This window comes from Streptomyces sp. NPDC048484, assembly GCF_040651415.1.
Classification (GTDB): Bacteria; Actinomycetota; Actinomycetes; order Streptomycetales; family Streptomycetaceae; genus Streptomyces.
Map to the genome: position 1 here is coordinate 35,571 of NZ_JBEZJY010000046.1, position 17,229 is coordinate 52,799.

The window sequence follows — 17,229 nt, forward strand, 5'->3', positions numbered from 1 at the left end:
GACTACTCTTGCATGAGTACTCGTTCATGGGCAACCGGCCGATGTGCTGAATATCGGCTCCGGGAGCGACCGCGTCGAGGTCACGAACGGGATTCGTCGCCGAGCTCACCACCGTGACTGAACAGTGAGCCGATTTCCAGCATCCCGATGCTGACCGCAAGTTGGACGCCCCTGCGCAACGACAAAGCTCCTGGTAGACGGGTTCTCGACCAAGATCACCCGTGCCTGCCAGGAGCTACGCATGCTTGTCCACTCATCCTCGATCGATCTGTCCAGCCGAACCCTGCGGTTCCTTACCGGTCAACTGGCCGCGCGGCGGGCAAAGATCGGTACACGATGGCGACGCCTGCCCGCCGGCCGCCAGGCTCTGCTCGCCCTCGCGCACCTGCGGTGCGGTGATACCTACGCCCAGCTCGCCGCCGGATTCGACATCGGGATCGCCACGGTCTACCGCTATATACGCGAAGCCGTCGAGGCCCTGGCCGCCCTCGCGCCTTCACTCGCCGAGGCGATGCGGACGATCCGCGAGAAGGCGTTCGTGATCCTGGACGGCACCCTGCTGCCGATCGACCGGATCGCTGCGGACTCCCCGTACTACTCCGGGAAACACAAGCGCCACGGCATGAACATCCAGGTCCTCGCCGATCCGTTCGGACGCCTGCTCCGGGCCTCGCCCGCCCTGCCCGGATCGACCCACGACCTCACTGCTGCCCGACACCACGGAATCATCGACGCGCTCACCGCGGCGGGCCTGAAGTGCTGGGCGGACAAGGCGTATCAAGGCGCCGACGGGCCTGTTCGGGTCCCGTTCCGCGGTCGCCGTCTGAAGGGGTGGAAGCGCCGCCACAACACCAGTCACGCCAAGATCCGATGCGTCGGCGAACGAGCCATGGCCACGCTCAAGGACTGGCGTCTTCTGCGGAAGCTCCGCTGCAGCACCAACCGGATCACCGACGTGGTGAAGGCCGTCCTCGTCCTTCACCACGCGTCAACGTGAGGTTGGAAAACGCTCACGCACTGAATTCAGGATCGGATGCATTGCCATGAGGCGATGGCTGTCGCCTCCGACATCGACGCGCTGGCCCGCTCCGGCCACACGCCCTCCGACCCCGATCCACCGCCGGATCCTGCTCGCCCTGCGCAAGGCGCCGGCCAATCCCGCGGAACTCGCCGACGCACTCGGCGCCTCCCGGACCCGGCTGAGGCCCGCCGGGGGCCTCGCGCTTCAGTGGCTCATCACAGAAGAGGGTGCAGTCGGGGTCTGTCGGGTCTCGAGGTCGCCGGCACGGATTTTCACGCTCGGCTGCACTTCTGTCCGGGCGCGGCGAGACGTGTGCCGGGGAACGAGCTATGCACCGTCGTTGCCGTCCCGCAGGGAATGGATCATGCTCTGCAGGATCCGGAGCGCGCCTGACTGCTCGGTCTCGGTCATGCCGGCCAGCATTCTGACCTCGACGGACCGGACCGCTACGGTCGCCTTCTCCAGGCTCCGTCGGCCGCGAGGCGTGAGCCGCGTGGGAAGAACCTTTCCGACGGGTGCCTCCGCGGGCCTGGTCACGTAGCCCTCTCGTTCCAGGGCCTGGAGCAGCACGTTCATCGACTGCCGTGTCACGAACGCACCCCGCGCGAGCTCGGAGTTCGACAAGCCCGGCCGTTGAGCCAGCAGTTCGAGGCAGGAGTAGCGCGTCACGTTCATCCCGAGCGGCCGCAGCACCTCCTCCATGGCTGCGCGGAGGGCACTCGACGCCCCTTTCAGCAGGTATCCCAGTGACGTCTTCAGGTCGACACCGTCTTGATTCATGTCAGGATTCTGACATAGGTTGACCTGTGTCAGAAAGCTGACACGAAAAGAAGGAGCATCATCATGCCCGCCACCGGCCCCGACTTCATCTCGCTCCAAGCGCGCGACCTCCACGCTTCGCAGGCGTTCTACGAGCAGTACCTCGGCCTCGTCCGCTCGCAGGCCGGACCTCCGCACGCCGTCGTCTTCGAGACGAAACCGATCGCGTTCGCACTCCGCGACATCGTTCCCGGCACCGATCTCGCATCCGTGGCCCAGCCCGGCATCGGCGCCGCGATCTGGCTCCACGCCACCGACGTCCAGGCCATTCACGATGCTCTCGCCGCCGACGGTCACACCATCGTCTCCGCACCGATCGACGGCCCCTTCGGCCGGACATTCACCTTCGCCGACCCCGACGGCTACCAGGTCACTCTCCACGACCGCGTCTGAACGGCCGAACGCCATCGGACGATCACCGATCCCCGAAGACCGCCGTTGCACCCTGGGCTCGTGCGGGACACCACCTTCTGCTCCGCTGACCTGACGACGCCCCTGTGCCAGCTGTCGGGCCTCAATTTTCGTGTCGGAATCTCACGGCTGGTGCCGGACGGAAACCGGCTCCGACGTGGCGCTGAGACGTGCGGGTGAGACGTGCGAGTCGCGCCTGTATCTCGTTCGCGTTGAAAGGCCGGCGCCCGGAAGCCAAGCTGCTGCGCCGGGAACAGCGGTCCGGCCTGCGCCGTTGCATCAACGGAGGGACCGGCGCCGCGGGCGGGGACCACGGAGACCACAAGGTCGTCCGCCCCACCAGGATCCGGGTCCCAGGATCACGGTACGCCCGCGGCCCATTCTCGGACCGAGACGTAATTTCTGCAGGAGGATTTTTTTCATGGCTGACAGGCCCTTGACGCTCATGGCAGTACACGCCCACCCCGACGACGAGGCCACCGGAACCGGAGGCGTCCTCGCGCGGTACGCGGCGGAAGGAATCCGCACGGTTCTCGTGACGTGTACCGACGGCGGTTGCGGTGACGGACCGGGAGGTGTCAAGCCGGGCGATCCCGGGCACGATCCGGCGGCCGTCGCCTTGATGCGCCGTCAAGAACTCAAGGCGAGCTGTGACGTTCTGAAGGTCAGCGATCTGGAGATGCTGGACTACGCCGACTCCGGGATGACGGGCTGGCCGAGCAACGACGCCCCCGGATCCTTCTGGCAGACCCCCGTGGAGGAAGGCGCGGCCCGACTTGCGGAACTCATGCGGCACTACCAACCCGATGTAGTTGTCACCTATGACGAGAACGGCTTCTACGGCCACCCCGACCACATCCAGGCCCACCGCATCACGATGGCGGCGCTGGAGATGACCGCGCTGACACCGAAGGTGTACTGGACGACGATGCCCCGCTCGGGGATGCAGCAGTTCGGCGAGATCATGCGCGAGCTTCATCCGGACATGCCGGAGCCGGATCCTGCCGAAGCCGCCGCGATGGCCGAGATGGGTCTCCCCGACGACGAGATCAGCACGTGGGTGGACACCATCGCGTTCAGCGGTCAGAAGTTCGACGCACTGGCCGCGCACGCCAGTCAGGGCGAGAACATCTTCTTCCTCAAGATGGGCAAGGAGAGGTTCGGCGAGCTGATGGGCACGGAGACGTTCGTACGTGTCAAGGACGCCACCAGCTCCGCCGTACCCGAGACCGATCTCTTCGCCGGACTGCGCTGATCCGCCCGTCCGACCTGGGCTCGGGAAAACTCCTCGGCCGTCGGCCGCACAACGTGATCGAACGGGTCAACCACCCGGAGGCTTGTCCACACGAGTTCCGCTCCGGCAGCCCGCATCAGGGCCTCGCCGACGGCGTCGACGCGTGCCCGCCCTGCCGACCCGACACCGCGCTCGTCCCAAAACACCTGGCAACCGCACAGGTGGGAGACGTGCGGGCTGCTGACTCAGAAGGTGCGCAATAGCCCAGGTCACAAACTCGGCGGTCTGCTCCGATCAAGACAGACCGCCGAGGAAGCGAACTGACCCAACAACCGCACGGCTTGGTCCTGCTCCACATCGGCCAGGGCCTGCGGCACCATCCGCAGTAGCTCGGCGAACCGATCCGATGCAGGCACCTGCAGCGCGGCCACGCACGCCGCCGGCACCGCCTTCAGATGCGCTCGTACCCGATCCGGGTCCGGCGCTTCGGCCTCCAGGGCGTCTTGGAACGGCGCCCACAACTGGTCCCCGAGCACGCCGGCCGCGTCCAGGTCGGGCTTCCCGATCTGCCACCGGCCGTTCTGCAGCGCCCGTGCCGCGTCGCGGAGAGCCTCCTGCAGCGGTGAAGTCGTTGTCATGCGAGCGACCCATGTCCGGGAGCCGGCAGCCCGAACAGCCGCCGGTCGGACCCTGCCGTACAGCGGTGCCAATGACCTCGTGGTGAACTGCTCCTGTACCGCGCCAGGTTGGCCACCGCGTAGCCGCTGACTCGCCGTTCCGCCGATTCAGCAGGCCGCCGTACAGCGCCGGGCATGGAACCGATGACGGCGTACGACCTGGCCAAGCAGATCGCGGAGAAGCACTGCCACACTCACCATCCGCCGCGCCGCGCATAGTTGGCCTGCCCTTGCGATACCCAACAAAGGCCGTCCGCCAGAACCCCAGCCGCCCCGTCCCCGTCCCCGTCCCCGTCCCCGGGCAGCCCAATCCACGGCAGGCAGGCTGTCAATCGAGCGAACCGAACGCTCGACGATGCCCTAGCGATCAGAAATGGTGTGGGTTCTGGGTCGTTGGGTGTGTGTGAGCGACGCGCAGAAACGGGGTGAACTCCTCCTACGCGTTCGGCGAGGCAGGGTCAGGTAGGAATCGAGCCGTGGTCGCCTTCTTCTTGTGGGCCGAGTGGGCCGGATGGGCCGAGTGGGCCGAGCCGGTGGTCAAGTGCGGCGCCGACATCGGGGCAGTTGGTGCGGATGACGTCGAGGAAGGCGTTCAGTGCCGGGGAACGGTCCCGGGCACTGAAGGACAGCACGAGATCGGGCAGAGGTGTGCGCGGGGTCACCTCGCAGAACCACGTGCCCCGTCGTGGGGCCGCCAGCATGCGGGAGGGTCCCAGGCCGACGCCCACACCACAGGCGGCGAGGCCGATGATCGTGTGGATGTCCCTTGCGACGGTCGCGCCGGAGAGCGCCGGGGAGTCCTTGCCCAGCAGGGTCCGCAGTCCGGTGACGACGGCGGGCTCGTCCTCCCCCGGCGCCACGATCAGCGGCTGCCGTCGCAGCTGGTCCACGTCCACCGACGGCTGACCCGCGTACGGGTGCGTGCTGCTCACGACCGCGACCACATGGTCGTGTCCGATCGGGACCGATACCAACTGCTCGGCCCCGACGCCCCGTGGCGGACCGAGGCCGATCGCCACGTCCAGTTCTCCGGCGACGAGCGCGGCCGTGCTGCGATTGGTCGCCATCTCGTGCAGTTCCAGCCGCACGTCGGGCCGTTCGCGGCCGAACCGGCCGAGGACATCCGGCAGGGGTTCGAGCAACGCCGAGGCGATGAACCCCAGGCGCAGCCGGCCCGTCTCGCCGCGCGCCGCCCTGGCCGCGTCGACCGAGGCCGCCGTGATCTCGTCGAGCGCCCTGCGCGCCCGGGAGAGGAAGGCCGCGCCCGCAGCCGTCGGGAACACCCCCTGGCGAGTGCGATCGAACAAGCGAGCACCCACCTCACGTTCGAGGTCGGCGATCTGCTTGGACAGCGGGGGCTGCGCGATGCCCAGGGCGCCGGCCGCCCGGCCGAAGTGCTCGTGCTCGGCGAGGGCCAGTGCGTACCGCAGGTGCCGCGCCTCCATGTCAGCCTCCCGGCCATACCTTGTAAGTATCGTAGGCCAGCTTGCCAGATCTTTTACTGGATGATCGAGGCTTGGTCGCGTGGAATGCAGGCATGACTGATTCTTCCTCCGCGGACACCGTCTTCGTCTTCGTGCACGGGGCCTGGCACGGCTCCGGGCAGTGGGCGGCGACGCAGCGCGCACTCGCCGGACGCGGTGCCGCGAGCATGGCCATCGACCTGCCGGGGCACGGCTTCGACGCACCGCTGCCCAGCGGATACCTTCAGCCGGGGCAGCCGGGCCTGCTGACCGAGAAGTCCGCGCTCGCCACCGTGACGATGGACGACAGCGCCGACGCTGTGCTCGACACTCTGCGCCAGGCCCGCCGCCACCGTCATGTCGTACTCGTCGCGCACAGTGCCGGCGGCGGCCCCGCGTCACTGGCCGCCGAGCGGGCACCCGAACTGGTCGACGAGATCGCCTACCTCTCGGCCTTCGTGCCTGCCGGGCGACCGCGGTTCTTCGACTATCTCGGCTCGCCCGAGAACGCCACGGCACAGGGCCAGAGCCTCAACCTCGGCGACCCCGGGGAACTGGGCGCCGTGCGGATCAACCCGCTCTCGCAGGATCCCGCCTACGTCGAGGAACTGCGGCAGACCCACTACCACGACCTCCCCCTGGACCGCTTCGACCGCTGGCGCTCGGCACTGAGCCCCGATCTGCCGCTGACGATCCCCACCACCCCGGTCATCGTGACCCCGCAACGGTGGGGGCGCGTCCCGCGGACCTTCCTGCGCTGCGCGGACGACCGGGCGCTGCCGACAGCCGTGCAGGATCTGATGATCGCGGAAGCCGACCGGGCCATGCCCGGCAACCCGTTCACCGTGCGCACCCTCCCGGGCAGCCACAGCCCGTTCGCCGCCCGGCCCCGTGAGCTCGCCGCGGCTCTGCTGCCGTGAGCAGCCGACGCCTTGTGCTGCCGGTGGTGCTCAGCGCCACTTTCGTTCAGCTGCTCAACGTTACTGTCACCCAGGTCGCCACGCCGGCGATCCAGGCCGGTCTGGGCGCCGGGCCGGGCGCCGTACAACTGGTCCTCGCCGGATACACCCTGACGTACGCGTGCCTGCTCATCCCGGCCGCGCGGCTGGGCGACCGGTACGGCTACCGCCGGCTGTTCGTGGCGGGCACCGTGGTCTTCACCGCGGGCTCGGTGGCCGGTGCGTGTGCCCCCGACGCCGCGTCGTTGATCGCGGCCCGGCTGGTGCAGGGTGCGGGCAGTGGTCTGGTCGCACCCCAGGTCCTGTCGCTCATCCAGGCCGCCACCCCCGCTCCACGCCGGCCACGCGCCCTCGGCCTGTACGGCGCCACCATGGCCGTCGCGTCACTGGCCGGGCCGCTGATCGGCGGCCTCGTCCTCAGTGCCGACCTCTTCGGCCTCGGCTGGCGGCCGGTGCTCCTCCTCACCGTGCCGGTGGCGCTCGCCTCGCTGGCCGGAGCGACCGCGCTGCCCCGCACCCGCGGGGCGGACGGACTCCGCGTCGACAAACTGGGGGCGCTGCTGGTCACCGTCGGAGCCTGCGCGCTGGTCCTGCCCCTGGCGCTGGGGCGGGAAGCAGGCTGGCCCTGGTGGACGTGGGCGGGTTTCGCCGTGGCCGTGGCCGCCCTCGGCTACTTCGTCCGGAGCCTCCCCCACCGGCCGGACCCTCTGATCCATCCCGCGGTACTGCGTGACCGGTCGGCGCGGCGGGGCACGTTGCTGGTGTTCGCGTTCAACACGGGGGTGCCCTCCTTCACCTACCTGCTCTTCCTCCACCTTCAGTCCGCCGTCGGGTACTCGGCGTTGTCCGCCGCGCTGACCTCGGCACCGTTCGCTGCCGCCGCCGTTCTGGGCAGCAGAGCCGCGCCCGCGCTCACCCGCCGTCACGGGCCGACGGTGCTCACCGCCGCGTCCCTGGTGCTGGCCGGGATGTGTCTGACACTGGCCCCGCTCGTCGGCTCGCCGGCGGGACGCCAGGCGGCACTGCCCGTGCTGGCCGTCGGCGGAGCCGCGTTCGGCGCGTTCACCGCGTCGGTGTTCACCCTGGTACTGGCCCAGGTGCACGGTCCCGCCGCCGGTTCGGTCTCCGGACTGCTGCCCACGGCACAGCAGCTCGGCGGATCCATCGGGGTGACGGCGGCCGGACTCGCCTACTACGCCCCCGCCGCCGACACGGACGCCGCGTTCCGGCACGCCATGCTCTACCAGGTCGCAGCCTTCACCATCACCGCGCTGATCAGCCTCCGGCTCCGCGACCGGTCTGACCCCGAGCCACCGTGTATCACATCGCTGACCGGCTGCCCCCCTGCAGCAGCCTGCGCGAGGGCCGCCCGCGCCCCGAATGCCGCAGCGGAAGGGACGCCTTCGCTGACACGGCGCGCTGCACTGCAAGGGCGCAGTGCGTGGGCACAAGACCAACAAGCTTCGGATGCGTCGTTCATCGCGGCACAACACGGCGGTGGTCACGATCAGGTCGCTGAGACTCGACGGAACCTTGATCCCGGTAGCTGCATGATCTCTTCGTGCGGCACTCCTCCTTCACGAGAACAGTGTGGGGGCCTTGATGGCGCGTGAGGTGGGAGGTGCGGCAGTCGCCGCGGCCCTGATGATGGTGCTGGCAGGCTGCGGCACAGACAGCGACGGTACTCCCGGAGCCTCCAACCGGTACGGATGATCGTGCGACCGCTACTTCCGGCGCTGGACGTACAGACGGTTGTTCTCGGGGCCGGTCCATTCCAGCCGTACGACACCAGGCACGGCAGCCTCATCGATCCGCGAGGAGTTGGAGTAGTAGCCGAAGGCCGGGTTGAGGAAGTACGTCGCCCACAGGTCACCGTTGTGGTCGGCGAAGAAGTTGTTGTGGCCGGCGCCGACACCGGCGGTGTACCGCTGCGAGTACGGACCCTCGAACCTGTCCGCCACGGCGACGATCATGTCGTACTGGTACTGCACGCGCCCGGTGGCGGGCACGTCGTAGGCATGGCGGGTGGTGCCGTCGGCGTTGATGGACGCCCGGTTCCACGCGGCGTGGACGAGGTGGTACTTACCTTTGTGCTTGAACACGTACGCGCCTTCGAGATAGGGCTCGGGCGAGTAGGGCCGCTGCTGGAACGTCGGGAGGTTGGTCGTCGTGACGATGTCCTCCATGTCGTCCGTGAACTTCGCATACAGGTTGTTGTGCAGCACGAGCCACGCGTCGTCGCCCTCGGAGTAGAGGCCGCCGTCGATGTGGTGGTAGGCGCCGGGCTCGATGGAGCTCGGCCCCCCGGTGACCGGGTCACCGAACGGCTTCCGCAGGTTGCCTTCGACGAGCCGGTACGGGCCTTCGGGCCCGCCCTCGCTCACGAGCATGAACGAGCCGACCTTCTTGGCGTAGTCGCCGGTGCACGCGACGATGTACCACTTGCCGCGGAAGTGGTGCAGTTCCGGGGCCCAGGCATGGCCGCGCTTGCCGAACCGGTCGTCGTACCAGTATTCCTGCCACGGAGCGACGACCGTGCGGCTCGCGGTGTTCTCGTCGACGAACTCGGGCGACCACACCTTGCCCTTCTCCGCGCCGGGCCGGATACCGGTCGTGTCCGCCAGTTTCCAGGGCCCCTTCAGAGAGCGGGACGTCCATACGAAGATGCCGTCGTTCCACGGGGCGGCAGCGCCGAGTCCTGGCACCCGGGTGGTTCCGGTGGCGACGTAGAGCGGACGGCCGCCGACGACGAAACAGTTGACGTAGGTGTCCCGTATCCAGACCACGCCGCGCTCCTTGTCACGGGGGCGCAGTTCCAGCGGGAGGACGAAGGAGTTGTCCTCCCGCGGCCAGAGGTCCAGCCGGGTGTCCGCCAGACCGTAGAATTCGGGGTCGGGCCAGTTCGACGGGTACCGCCGTGCCGCCGCGGACTCGGCCGATACGGACGCCCCCGGCGCCGCCTGCGCGGCGACCGCCGGAAGTGCGGCACTCGTTCCCACGCCGGCGACTCCCGCCAGGAGGGACCGCCGGCCGACATGGAACCTGTTCTCACTGCGGGTCATCAGTCACTTTCTCTGTTGTCCTCGGGGAAACCCCATGGTTTGCCCTGCCTGCGTGGGTGAAAAGCAGACGGCGACGTCTGCGGAACGGTGGGTGGGTGGGTGGGGTCAACGGCCCTGTTTGGCCCGGTGTTCCGGCCTGCCAGGCCTTTCAAGTGCGTGCGCGGGCCCAGCTCTCTGCGGAGCCGGGACTGCGGGCATCGACGGTGCCCCGGCCGAGGAATCGCGGCGATGTCGTCAGCGACGACCTGGACAGGCCGCTGCGCCTGCTCGGGCTGCGCCGGCCATCACCGTGCGACAACTGGGGTACGGGTACTCCGTACCCTGACTGACGCGTGCGGGATGACCTTCCGTGGATGGCATGTCTCCAGCATGGGAACGCTCACCGAATTACGTCAACACTCCGGATATTTAATCCGGCGTCCCACCTTCCGTAGTCGGCTCGCGTGTTGCCGCGTTTCCGCAGGTCGTACAAGACAACAGGCGGGCAGTGAAGTCATGAAGATCATGTAACAGGGCGTCGTCGGCCGGGCGCACCGTGAGCAGAGGCTCCTCACCATGCCGGCGGAGCCGCGCACCGCGCACCGGATTTGGACGGCCGTCGGGTGCCGCATCGCCGTTCCACGGCCACCCCGTTCCCAACGTTCGAAGAGCCGCCGCCGTACCAGGATTGGTGCCTTGCCGTGCCATAGCCATCTCCGGAGCCGTTGCAAGCCCTGTGCGAGAAAAGGGTCGACGACGAGACGACATCCGCCCACAGTCCTGAGCCCCGGGCAGGAGACCTACCGCTACTGGCGTGTCCACGCCGTGCTCCAGCGGATGAACGTGCGGGCCGGAGCAGAACTGGTCCGCATGCTGATGCGCGAGTTCGATGAAGTCGCGGAGTGGCGGCCCGTCGTCAACCACGCGCAACGGCACGGCCTGGAAACCAGCGGGCAAGCGCATCGAGAAGGTTCCGTACGGCGGCCGGGACTGGAGCTATTCCTCGCGGAGAGACCGTAGCCCAGCGCGCGGAGTCAGACGCCGAAGGGAATGGGGTCTGGTGCCTGTCCCGACGCGACTGGAGCACTTGCAGCCGATGACCTCGCCATCCTGTTTCGACGGGAACTGTTGTGCAGTTGCCCCGGAGCGTGCGGCTGCATGCCCGGCGCGGCCATCTGTAACCGGAGGAGCATGCGGTGGCCCGACTCCCAGGGACTGCCCGGCCGGGTTCAGGACGCGTGGGGCTGAGCTGGCATGATCGCGGGGCCTGAGCTGGCCTGGTGCTCAAGCGCAACAGTCTGTGGCTGTTTCGGATCAAGGCGCCTTTGACCCGTGACCAGCGTCCATGCACCGATGTCTTGATAGCGCCGGGGACCGGGGTGGCCGCTTACCGTGCTGCCGACCAGGTGGAGGTATTCGGTCCGCCAAGGGCGTCCGGTGAAACCGTCGAGGCCGGCGGCTGCCGCCGTCACAGATGCGTTGTCGTAGCGGCGAGCGCGGGCCAGCGTGAGGTGGGGACGCAGCGGACGTTCGACGAAGGCGACGCCGCAGTCCCTGCTCCGCGCCCGTACTGCTTCCGCCAGCTCGTGCAGTCGGTCGAGGTCGCCCTCGATGCCGCTCCACAACACTCGCTCATCGAAGTGTCCGCCACCGCGGAGTGCCAGTTCGAGCGAGGGGTGGGCAGCCGCCAGGTCGGCGAGGGGGGAACAAAGCCGCTGGACGGCCTGCACGGGCAGCTCGCCCAGGAAGACCAGGGTGATGTGCCAGTCCTCGATGCGGTTCCAGCGCAGGTCGGGACAGGCGGCATAGGCTGGGCTCAGTGCGTGCGCCAGTTCGTTCTTTGCATCGTCGGGCGGTGCAAGGGCGATGAACGCGTGCTGGGTGGCGGTCTGGGACGGCTTGGTCACGGACGTCTTCATACCTCATGCATCCGCCAGAGCGAAGCCTGACTGTGCTGTCCGTAGCGGACGTCCGGGCAGGGAGTGCACGCCTCTGTCAGACGAAAAGATCTTCTTGAAGTCGTCCACCAGGTGACCCTGACCTGCAGCAACGCGGTAGATCAGGTATCTGACCTGCGCTGATTCTTCCTTCGCGTTCTTTCAGGCTCGTGCCCGGTTGTGTAGTCGATTCCCTACGTGCTCCCCAGAGCTGCTCGGACTCCCCAAATTCTCCCAGAACTGGCCCGCGTTACAGCTACTGCGAGGGATAGGCCAGTCCCACTGAGGCGCGCCCGTAGACACGCTGAGTGATTGCCATGGGTAGGGCAGGAGCCTGCCAGCGGGTTCTTCGTCTGTTGGTGGTACACAGCTCAGATGTTGCTTGACCAGCGAGAACTGCTCCGATCGCGACAAGCTGCGGAAGGCCGGTCCGAGTATGGTCCCGATCTTGGATCGAATCGATTCGTGATGATGGGCGTTGCGCGCCTGTCGCGCCTGTACGCCGATGACACTCTCGGCACTGCTTCGAGAGACGGCGACGGGCAGTATGGGGCTGCCCTGACCGGCGGCACGGTTGTATCCGCCGCCGGCTGAGGCCAGCGGCGGCCTACCGGATATTGCCCTCCTGTGAGCCGAGTCGCCACCGGTGCCTGGTTCGGCGGCCAGGCCCAGCGCCGTTACCGTCGTACCCCCGGCTGCCTCGATGGCCACACCAGCCCGAACTGCGTCCGACCACGCGGCTGCCCGGCCATTGTCGATCCGCTCATAGCGGGTGTTCAGCCCGGCGCCGAGTTCCACAACTGTGCTCTCGGGATGGCGGGTGAGCAGATCGGACACCCGCTGGTCGAACAAGGAGGTGCGCAGGACCGAACCCACCAGACTCGGCAGGCCGTCGAAGCGGGCGAAGTCGTAGACGATCTCCTCGGCCCGGGCGTCACGCAGTGCGGCTTCCGGTTTACGGTCCTCCATCGCCCGCCCGTACAGCGGGATGAGCAAGGTCTCCTGCGCCGTGCCCAGGGACACCTCACGCCGTGCCGTCATGGCAGCCTCCAGAGACGAGTGGAGCCTCGACGCTACATGAAAACGGTATTCATTATTAACAGGAGGAGGTAGCGGCTTCAAAACCTAGACCCGGACTTCGCGGGTCGTTGATTCGTATGGTGTGACCGGTCCGGGGGTGTCCTCGGGCCGGAGTGTGGCGTTGGGTGGGGTGGGTCGCCACCAACCTCGTCGCCCCGCGCGGCATCGTCCCCGTACGCGACTCCAAGAACCCGGCCGGCCCGGTCCTGACGCTCCCCGCCGGCGCCTTCTCCTCCTTCGTGGCGGGCATCAAGCGCGGCGACGTCGACACCGTCTGACCTCCCGGCCGGACCTGGACCGCAGCTCACCCTGCGCACCTGGCCCAGCGGGTCCTCGCGCTAGTGAGCCGCGCAGGCACGGAAGTCGACCTGCGCAAGCTCCGTCTCGGGCCAGTCCGCCCCTGCGTAGGAGTCGGCCTCCTCGCCGCTCACAGAGATCCCGCTGTCACTCTGACGACCGACATGGCGGACAGCCACGCCGTCCCCGCTCGACTGGAGGACCTGGAGCTCGACGCGGCCGTCGCGGTCGGTGTCGGTGACCCACACCCCGAACACGAACGCCGGGCTACCCATACGGATGGTGCCGGTCCGGTCACTGGTCAGGTCGCGGGCAAGAGGCCCGTAGTGCACCTCATGCGCCAGCATGCTGTCCCGCGGGCTGTCGCCCTCGTCGCCCTGACTGTAGAAGAGCGCCAGATCGAGGTACCCGTCACCGTCGAAGTCGCCGAAGGCTCCCCGCGTCGCCATGTCCTCCTTCGGCGCGCCTCGCAGCTTCTGCCAGAACCCGCGGGCATCGCCCACACTGACAGTGGTGCGGTGATCTCCTCCCCGGAAGACCACCGAGCCGGCACCTTCGCCCTTCTGGTAGAGGATCTCGTCCAGGTGCCCATCCGCGTCCACGTCGGCGCGCAGGGTGGTGCCGTCGACGGCGCATATGGCCATGGTCGCCCGGCTGCGGCCCGGTGCCCAGGAGCGGCCATAAGCCTCCGGCGATCACGGCGAGACCGGCTGCGGCAGCCGTGGCGAACCGACGCTGACGCGAGCGCCGCCGACGCTGCTGCCGCTGCCGCATCGACGAGATCTCTTCCCTGAGCGAGATTTTCCTTAGAACATCAGACGGAGGCATGGCGGCACTCTAGGCCCGGACTTCGCGGGTCACCGTTTCAGGTCTGTGGCCAGCGGGTTTGTCCGATGTCGGTATCGAGGAGGTGGAGTTGAACGCCACGGGTGATCTGGACGGTGGGTGGATCGGTGATGTGGCCAATCCGCGGGGTGAGTTCGCCGAGATGGTAGAAGATCATGCGGCCGGTGGGGCGGGCCCGGCGGTTGTCGGGGTAGAGCCCGGTCATGGTCTGCTCGGGGGCCCAGGGCCCGTCTGACCTGCCGTTCGATGAGGCAGAACACCAGCAGGGCCAGGCAGATGACCTGGATCAGGGCGGCGACGCGCCGGTTGTGCTGGACGAAGACCGGCAAGACGGCCAGGGGGCCTTTGAAGTCGTGGTAGCGGCGTTCGACCGTGCCCTGCCCCTTGTAGTGGATCAGGACCTGGGCAGGGTCTGCCTGCTCGGCGGTCAGGGCGGTCAGGGCGGTCAGGGCGGTCAGGGCGGTCAGGGCGGTCAGGGCGGTCAGGGCGGTCAGGGCGGTCAGCAGTGCGTACCAGCCGTCGACGGCGGCCTCCGCTTCCAGAACTTCCTGGTCGAAGTGCCAGGTCAGGGAGGGGATGCCACTGTCGTCCTCGGTGACGGTGGAACGCAGGCAGGAGGTGACCCGGCGCTTGGCGGTGATCACACCGATGCGGGCGATGATCTTCTCGGTGCTCTTGTAGTGCCGTCCGCCGGCCGAGGCGCCGAGCTTGTTCATCTCCTCGGTGGCCTTGGCCAGGCGCTTGGTCCGGGCGGCCCGCTGGCCTGCGGCGTTCGTGGTGGAGTGGACCAGGATCCGGCGGACGGTGAGTTCGGGATCGCTCTTCCTGGCCCCCTTCAGGGTGTGGGTGTCCTCCAGCACCCGGTACTTCTCGCGCGCTCGGCCGGCTTGTCCGTGTCCCGCTCGGGCACCCAGTCCACAACCGTGCCCCCTTCCAGATCCAGAGCGGCATAGACCTCGTCCTTGATCTGCGCGGCGGCACCGGGGCGACGAAGTGCACCCCGGCCACCAGCAGCGCGGAGACGTTGGCATAGGACACCAGCTTGGAGTCGGCGACCAGCAGGAAGTCGCGGGGCCCGGCCATCGTGCGCAGGTCCTTCATCGCGCCGACGACCTGGGAGACCTCGGCCGCCGGGCCGCCGAAGACCCGGGCATGCACCGGGATCCCGCCGTCGGCGGACACCGTGAGTCCGGCCTGGACCTGTTTCAGGTCCGCCCGCCGGTCTTTGGGGTGCCCGTAGTTGATGACCGGGAAGTCCTCGTCCTGGCCTTCGGCCGGGTAGTCCCCGTGGACGGACATACTGGTCATGTCCCAGTGCAGGCGGGACACATCGATACCGAACTCGGCGATCGCCCTCGCTCCGACCGTCCCGGCAATGTGCTCCAGGTGCGGGGCGATCGCGTCCAGAGCCCGGGCGAGCCGGTCGTCGTTGAGCAGGCCGGCGTCAATTCCGAAGACCTCTTCCACCGCCCAGGTCCGGGCCCAGTCCCCGACTCGCACCAGCGGTGCGGGCGCGGTCAGCCGGTTGGCCACCAGCGCCTCGATCACCTGCCCGTGCGTGACCAGAGCGCTGGCTCCACCAGGGCAGACTGCGTCGACGATCCCGGCCAGATCCAGCCGACGAGTGAACTCGGAAACGACAGGCAGAGCGCCCAGACGTTTCTCCACCACGGACGTCACCGCTACTTCAAAGCGCTGACGCCGGGACCGTGGCCGCGGGGACCGGGAAATCTTCGACACACCCCACTCAACGCCACACCCCAGCCCGAGGACACCCCCGGACCGGTCACACCATACGAATCAACGACCCGCGAAGTCCGGGCCTAGAAGGGCTGCCATATCCGGGTCAGCGCCGATGTGGTGAGGACCTGGTCGGGATGTCCTTGTCCGGCGAGGCGACCGTCCTGGAGCAGAAGGCAGGCGTCCGCCGTGCGCGCGACCTCCAGGTCGTGTGTGGCCTGGACGACGGTGACGCCGTCGGCGACAAGTGCCGTCAGGAGTGCCCCGATCCGCCTCCTCGCCTCCGGGTCCAGACCCGTGGTCGGCTCGTCGAGGAGCAGCAGATCCGACTCCTGTGCCAACCCCTGGGCGATCAGGGCGCGTTGGCGTTGTCCGCCCGACAGTTCTCCCAGTTGGCGTGCGGCGAGGCCGCCGATGCCCAGCCGGTCGAGCGCAGTCTCGACGGTCGCGTGATCCCGGCGGGTCAGCCGGCGCCACGGCCCGCGCTCGCCCCAGCGCCCCATTTCCACGGCCTGCCGGACGGTGAGCGGCAGGGTGTCACCGACGGCCCCGCGCTGCGGTACGAACGCGGGGGGCCGGTTTCCGTCGTGGCGCAGTTCGCCGGATGTTGGGTGGATCACACCGGCGAGAACGCCGAGCAGGGTCGACTTGCCGCTGCCGTTCGGTCCGACGAGCGCCGTTGTCGCCAACTTCGGTATCCGGGCGCTGAGTTGGCGCAACACGGGACGTCCTGGGTAGCCCGCGCACAGGTCGGTGAAGCGGACGCGCGGGGTCCACTCCAAGGGCGGGGCGGGCGAATGGCCCGGTTCTTTGAACATGATTTTCATTGTAGTGTCCCCGGCATGGAATGGTTGACGGCCCCGTTCGAGGTGACCTTCGTGCAGCGAGCCCTGTGGGGCGGGATGCTGGTGTCCGCGATCTGCGCGCTGGCGGGCACCTGGGTGGTTCTGAGGGGGATGGCCTTCCTCGGCGACGCCATGTCCCACGGCCTGCTGCCGGGGATCGCGCTGGCCGCGCTGCTCGGCGGGAACCTGTTGGTGGGCGCGGTGGCCAGCGCCGCCGTCATGACTGCGGGCGTCTCCGTACTGGGGCGTGTACGGCGGCTGTCGCAGGACACCGGCATCGGTCTGCTCTTCGTCGGCATGCTCTCGCTCGGCGTGATCATCGTGTCGCGCTCGCAGTCCTTCGCGGTGGACCTCACCGGCTTCCTCTTCGGCGACGTCCTCGCCGTCCGCGAGCAGGACCTGTTGCTGCTGGCAGTGGCACTGCTCGTGGCGCTGGTGGTGTCGGCGCTCGGTCATCGGGCCTTCCTTGCCCTGGCGTTCGACTCACGCAAGGCGAAAACCCTGGGGCTGCGCCCGCGTCTGGCCCACGCCGTACTGCTGGGCCTGCTCGGTCTGGCGATCGTCGCCTCGTTCCACATCGTCGGAACGCTGCTGGTCCTCGGTCTGCTCATAGCTCCGCCGGCGGCGGCCCTGCCATGGGCGCGCAGCGTCCGCGGGGTCATGGCGCTCGCCGCACTCCTCGGCGCCACCGCCACGTTCGGCGGACTGCTCCTGTCCTGGCACCTGAGCACCGCCGCCGGTGCGACCGTCTCGGCCCTCGCGGTGACCTTGTTCTTCCTCTCCCACGTGGTGTCCGGCCTGCGGCACCGCCGTGCCCGCCTCGGACCCGTTCCTGCCCTCGAAGTCAACTGAAAGAAGC

15 protein-coding genes and 3 pseudogenes are annotated in these 17,229 nt (G+C 68.4%); 8 read left to right on the forward strand and 10 right to left on the reverse strand.

Annotated features, from left to right (window positions below; genetic code table 11):
- Nucleotides 1–241: 241 nt before the first annotated feature.
- Both AB0D14_RS35430 and AB0D14_RS35435 read left to right on the forward strand, forming a co-directional pair.
- The gene (locus AB0D14_RS35430; protein WP_362787218.1) at nucleotides 242–997 is read left to right on the forward strand and encodes a transposase family protein; all 756 of its coding nucleotides are present in this window, start codon (nucleotides 242–244) and stop codon (nucleotides 995–997) included.
- Nucleotides 998–1,051: 54 nt separating this feature from the next.
- Nucleotides 1,052–1,202, forward strand: a pseudogene (locus AB0D14_RS35435) (transcriptional regulator); the annotation flags it as partial.
- Nucleotides 1,203–1,348: 146 nt separating this feature from the next.
- Here AB0D14_RS35435 and AB0D14_RS35440 read toward each other — a convergent pair.
- Nucleotides 1,349–1,801, reverse strand: a complete 453-nt coding sequence (locus AB0D14_RS35440) for a MarR family transcriptional regulator (protein WP_362787219.1) — start codon at nucleotides 1,799–1,801, stop codon at nucleotides 1,349–1,351.
- Between the two features lie 63 nt (nucleotides 1,802–1,864).
- Between AB0D14_RS35440 and AB0D14_RS35445 the strand changes: the two genes are divergently transcribed.
- The gene (locus AB0D14_RS35445) at nucleotides 1,865–2,233 is read left to right on the forward strand and encodes a VOC family protein (protein WP_362787220.1); all 369 of its coding nucleotides are present in this window, start codon (nucleotides 1,865–1,867) and stop codon (nucleotides 2,231–2,233) included.
- A gap of 439 nt (nucleotides 2,234–2,672) precedes the next feature.
- Complete coding sequence (locus AB0D14_RS35450; RefSeq protein ID WP_362787221.1) at nucleotides 2,673–3,506, forward strand: PIG-L family deacetylase; 834 nt, start codon at nucleotides 2,673–2,675, stop codon at nucleotides 3,504–3,506.
- A 248-nt stretch (nucleotides 3,507–3,754) separates the two neighbouring features.
- Here AB0D14_RS35450 and AB0D14_RS35455 read toward each other — a convergent pair whose 3' ends face one another.
- Complete coding sequence (locus tag AB0D14_RS35455; RefSeq protein ID WP_362787222.1) at nucleotides 3,755–4,123, reverse strand: hypothetical protein; 369 nt, start codon at nucleotides 4,121–4,123, stop codon at nucleotides 3,755–3,757.
- 497 nt (nucleotides 4,124–4,620) lie between these two features.
- Nucleotides 4,621–5,607, reverse strand: a complete 987-nt coding sequence (locus AB0D14_RS35460) for a LysR family transcriptional regulator (protein WP_362787223.1) — start codon at nucleotides 5,605–5,607, stop codon at nucleotides 4,621–4,623.
- Nucleotides 5,608–5,699: 92 nt separating this feature from the next.
- Between AB0D14_RS35460 and AB0D14_RS35465 the strand changes: the two genes are divergently transcribed.
- Together AB0D14_RS35465 and AB0D14_RS35470 are read left to right on the forward strand one after the other, a co-directional pair.
- Nucleotides 5,700–6,545 carry an alpha/beta fold hydrolase gene (locus tag AB0D14_RS35465; protein ID WP_362787224.1) on the forward strand — a complete coding sequence of 282 codons (846 nt, stop codon included), beginning with the start codon at nucleotides 5,700–5,702 and terminating at the stop codon, nucleotides 6,543–6,545.
- A complete protein-coding gene (locus AB0D14_RS35470; protein WP_362787225.1) occupies nucleotides 6,542–8,197 on the forward strand; it encodes an MFS transporter in 1,656 nt (551 codons plus the stop codon). Before AB0D14_RS35465 ends, AB0D14_RS35470 begins: the two co-directional genes overlap by 4 nt.
- Nucleotides 8,198–8,308: 111 nt before the next feature.
- On the opposite strand, the gene AB0D14_RS35475 is transcribed toward AB0D14_RS35470, so the two are convergent.
- The 3 genes from AB0D14_RS35475 to AB0D14_RS35485 all read right to left on the reverse strand — a co-directional run bounded on the left by AB0D14_RS35475 (nucleotide 8,309) and on the right by AB0D14_RS35485 (nucleotide 12,603).
- Nucleotides 8,309–9,646: a family 43 glycosylhydrolase gene (locus AB0D14_RS35475; protein ID WP_362787226.1), complete on the reverse strand. Its 1,338-nt coding sequence runs from the start codon at nucleotides 9,644–9,646 to the stop codon at nucleotides 8,309–8,311.
- 1,208 nt (nucleotides 9,647–10,854) lie between these two features.
- Entirely contained in the window at nucleotides 10,855–11,532 is a 678-nt protein-coding gene (gene thpR, locus AB0D14_RS35480; protein WP_362787227.1) for an RNA 2',3'-cyclic phosphodiesterase, read from the reverse strand.
- Between the two features lie 192 nt (nucleotides 11,533–11,724).
- Nucleotides 11,725–12,603, reverse strand: a complete 879-nt coding sequence (locus tag AB0D14_RS35485) for a hypothetical protein (protein WP_362787228.1) — start codon at nucleotides 12,601–12,603, stop codon at nucleotides 11,725–11,727.
- Nucleotides 12,604–12,776: 173 nt separating this feature from the next.
- On the opposite strand from AB0D14_RS35485, the pseudogene AB0D14_RS35490 reads away from it, so the two are divergent.
- Nucleotides 12,777–12,920 (forward strand): annotated as a pseudogene (locus AB0D14_RS35490) (DUF397 domain-containing protein); the annotation flags it as partial.
- Nucleotides 12,921–12,980: 60 nt separating this feature from the next.
- On the opposite strand, the gene AB0D14_RS35495 reads toward AB0D14_RS35490, so the two are convergent.
- The 4 genes and pseudogenes from AB0D14_RS35495 to aztA all read right to left on the reverse strand — a co-directional run bounded on the left by AB0D14_RS35495 (nucleotide 12,981) and on the right by aztA (nucleotide 16,343).
- Entirely contained in the window at nucleotides 12,981–13,583 is a 603-nt protein-coding gene (locus AB0D14_RS35495) for a VCBS repeat-containing protein (protein WP_362787229.1), read from the reverse strand.
- A 213-nt stretch (nucleotides 13,584–13,796) separates the two neighbouring features.
- Nucleotides 13,797–14,645 (reverse strand): hypothetical protein, encoded by an 849-nt coding sequence (locus tag AB0D14_RS35500; protein WP_362787230.1) that lies wholly within the window; start codon nucleotides 14,643–14,645, stop codon nucleotides 13,797–13,799.
- Nucleotides 14,646–14,805: 160 nt separating this feature from the next.
- Nucleotides 14,806–15,525 (reverse strand): annotated as a pseudogene (locus AB0D14_RS35505) (IS1634 family transposase); the annotation flags it as partial.
- An 83-nt stretch (nucleotides 15,526–15,608) separates the two neighbouring features.
- Complete coding sequence (aztA, locus tag AB0D14_RS35510) at nucleotides 15,609–16,343, reverse strand: zinc ABC transporter ATP-binding protein AztA (protein ID WP_362787231.1); 735 nt, start codon at nucleotides 16,341–16,343, stop codon at nucleotides 15,609–15,611.
- Between the two features lie 24 nt (nucleotides 16,344–16,367).
- Between aztA and aztB the strand changes: the two genes are divergently transcribed.
- Complete coding sequence (gene aztB / locus AB0D14_RS35515; protein WP_362787232.1) at nucleotides 16,368–17,222, forward strand: zinc ABC transporter permease AztB; 855 nt, start codon at nucleotides 16,368–16,370, stop codon at nucleotides 17,220–17,222.
- Nucleotides 17,223–17,229: the final 7 nt, after the last annotated feature.

Bases quoted from the DNA above. Each gene is read 5' to 3' on its own strand.
- AB0D14_RS35440 (WP_362787219.1), bottom strand. From the start codon at position 1,801: ATGAATCAAGACGGTGTCGACCTGAAGACGTCACTGGGATACCTGCTG.
- aztA (WP_362787231.1), bottom strand. From the start codon at position 16,343: ATGTTCAAAGAACCGGGCCATTCGCCCGCCCCGCCCTTGGAGTGGACC.
- AB0D14_RS35445 (WP_362787220.1), top strand. From the start codon at position 1,865: ATGCCCGCCACCGGCCCCGACTTCATCTCGCTCCAAGCGCGCGACCTC.
- AB0D14_RS35495 (WP_362787229.1), bottom strand. From the start codon at position 13,583: ATGGCCATATGCGCCGTCGACGGCACCACCCTGCGCGCCGACGTGGAC.
- AB0D14_RS35485 (WP_362787228.1), bottom strand. From the start codon at position 12,603: ATGACGGCACGGCGTGAGGTGTCCCTGGGCACGGCGCAGGAGACCTTG.
- AB0D14_RS35460 (WP_362787223.1), bottom strand. From the start codon at position 5,607: ATGGAGGCGCGGCACCTGCGGTACGCACTGGCCCTCGCCGAGCACGAG.
- AB0D14_RS35475 (WP_362787226.1), bottom strand. From the start codon at position 9,646: ATGACCCGCAGTGAGAACAGGTTCCATGTCGGCCGGCGGTCCCTCCTG.
- aztB (WP_362787232.1), top strand. From the start codon at position 16,368: ATGGAATGGTTGACGGCCCCGTTCGAGGTGACCTTCGTGCAGCGAGCC.
- AB0D14_RS35450 (WP_362787221.1), top strand. From the start codon at position 2,673: ATGGCTGACAGGCCCTTGACGCTCATGGCAGTACACGCCCACCCCGAC.
- AB0D14_RS35465 (WP_362787224.1), top strand. From the start codon at position 5,700: ATGACTGATTCTTCCTCCGCGGACACCGTCTTCGTCTTCGTGCACGGG.
- AB0D14_RS35455 (WP_362787222.1), bottom strand. From the start codon at position 4,123: ATGACAACGACTTCACCGCTGCAGGAGGCTCTCCGCGACGCGGCACGG.
- AB0D14_RS35430 (WP_362787218.1), top strand. From the start codon at position 242: ATGCTTGTCCACTCATCCTCGATCGATCTGTCCAGCCGAACCCTGCGG.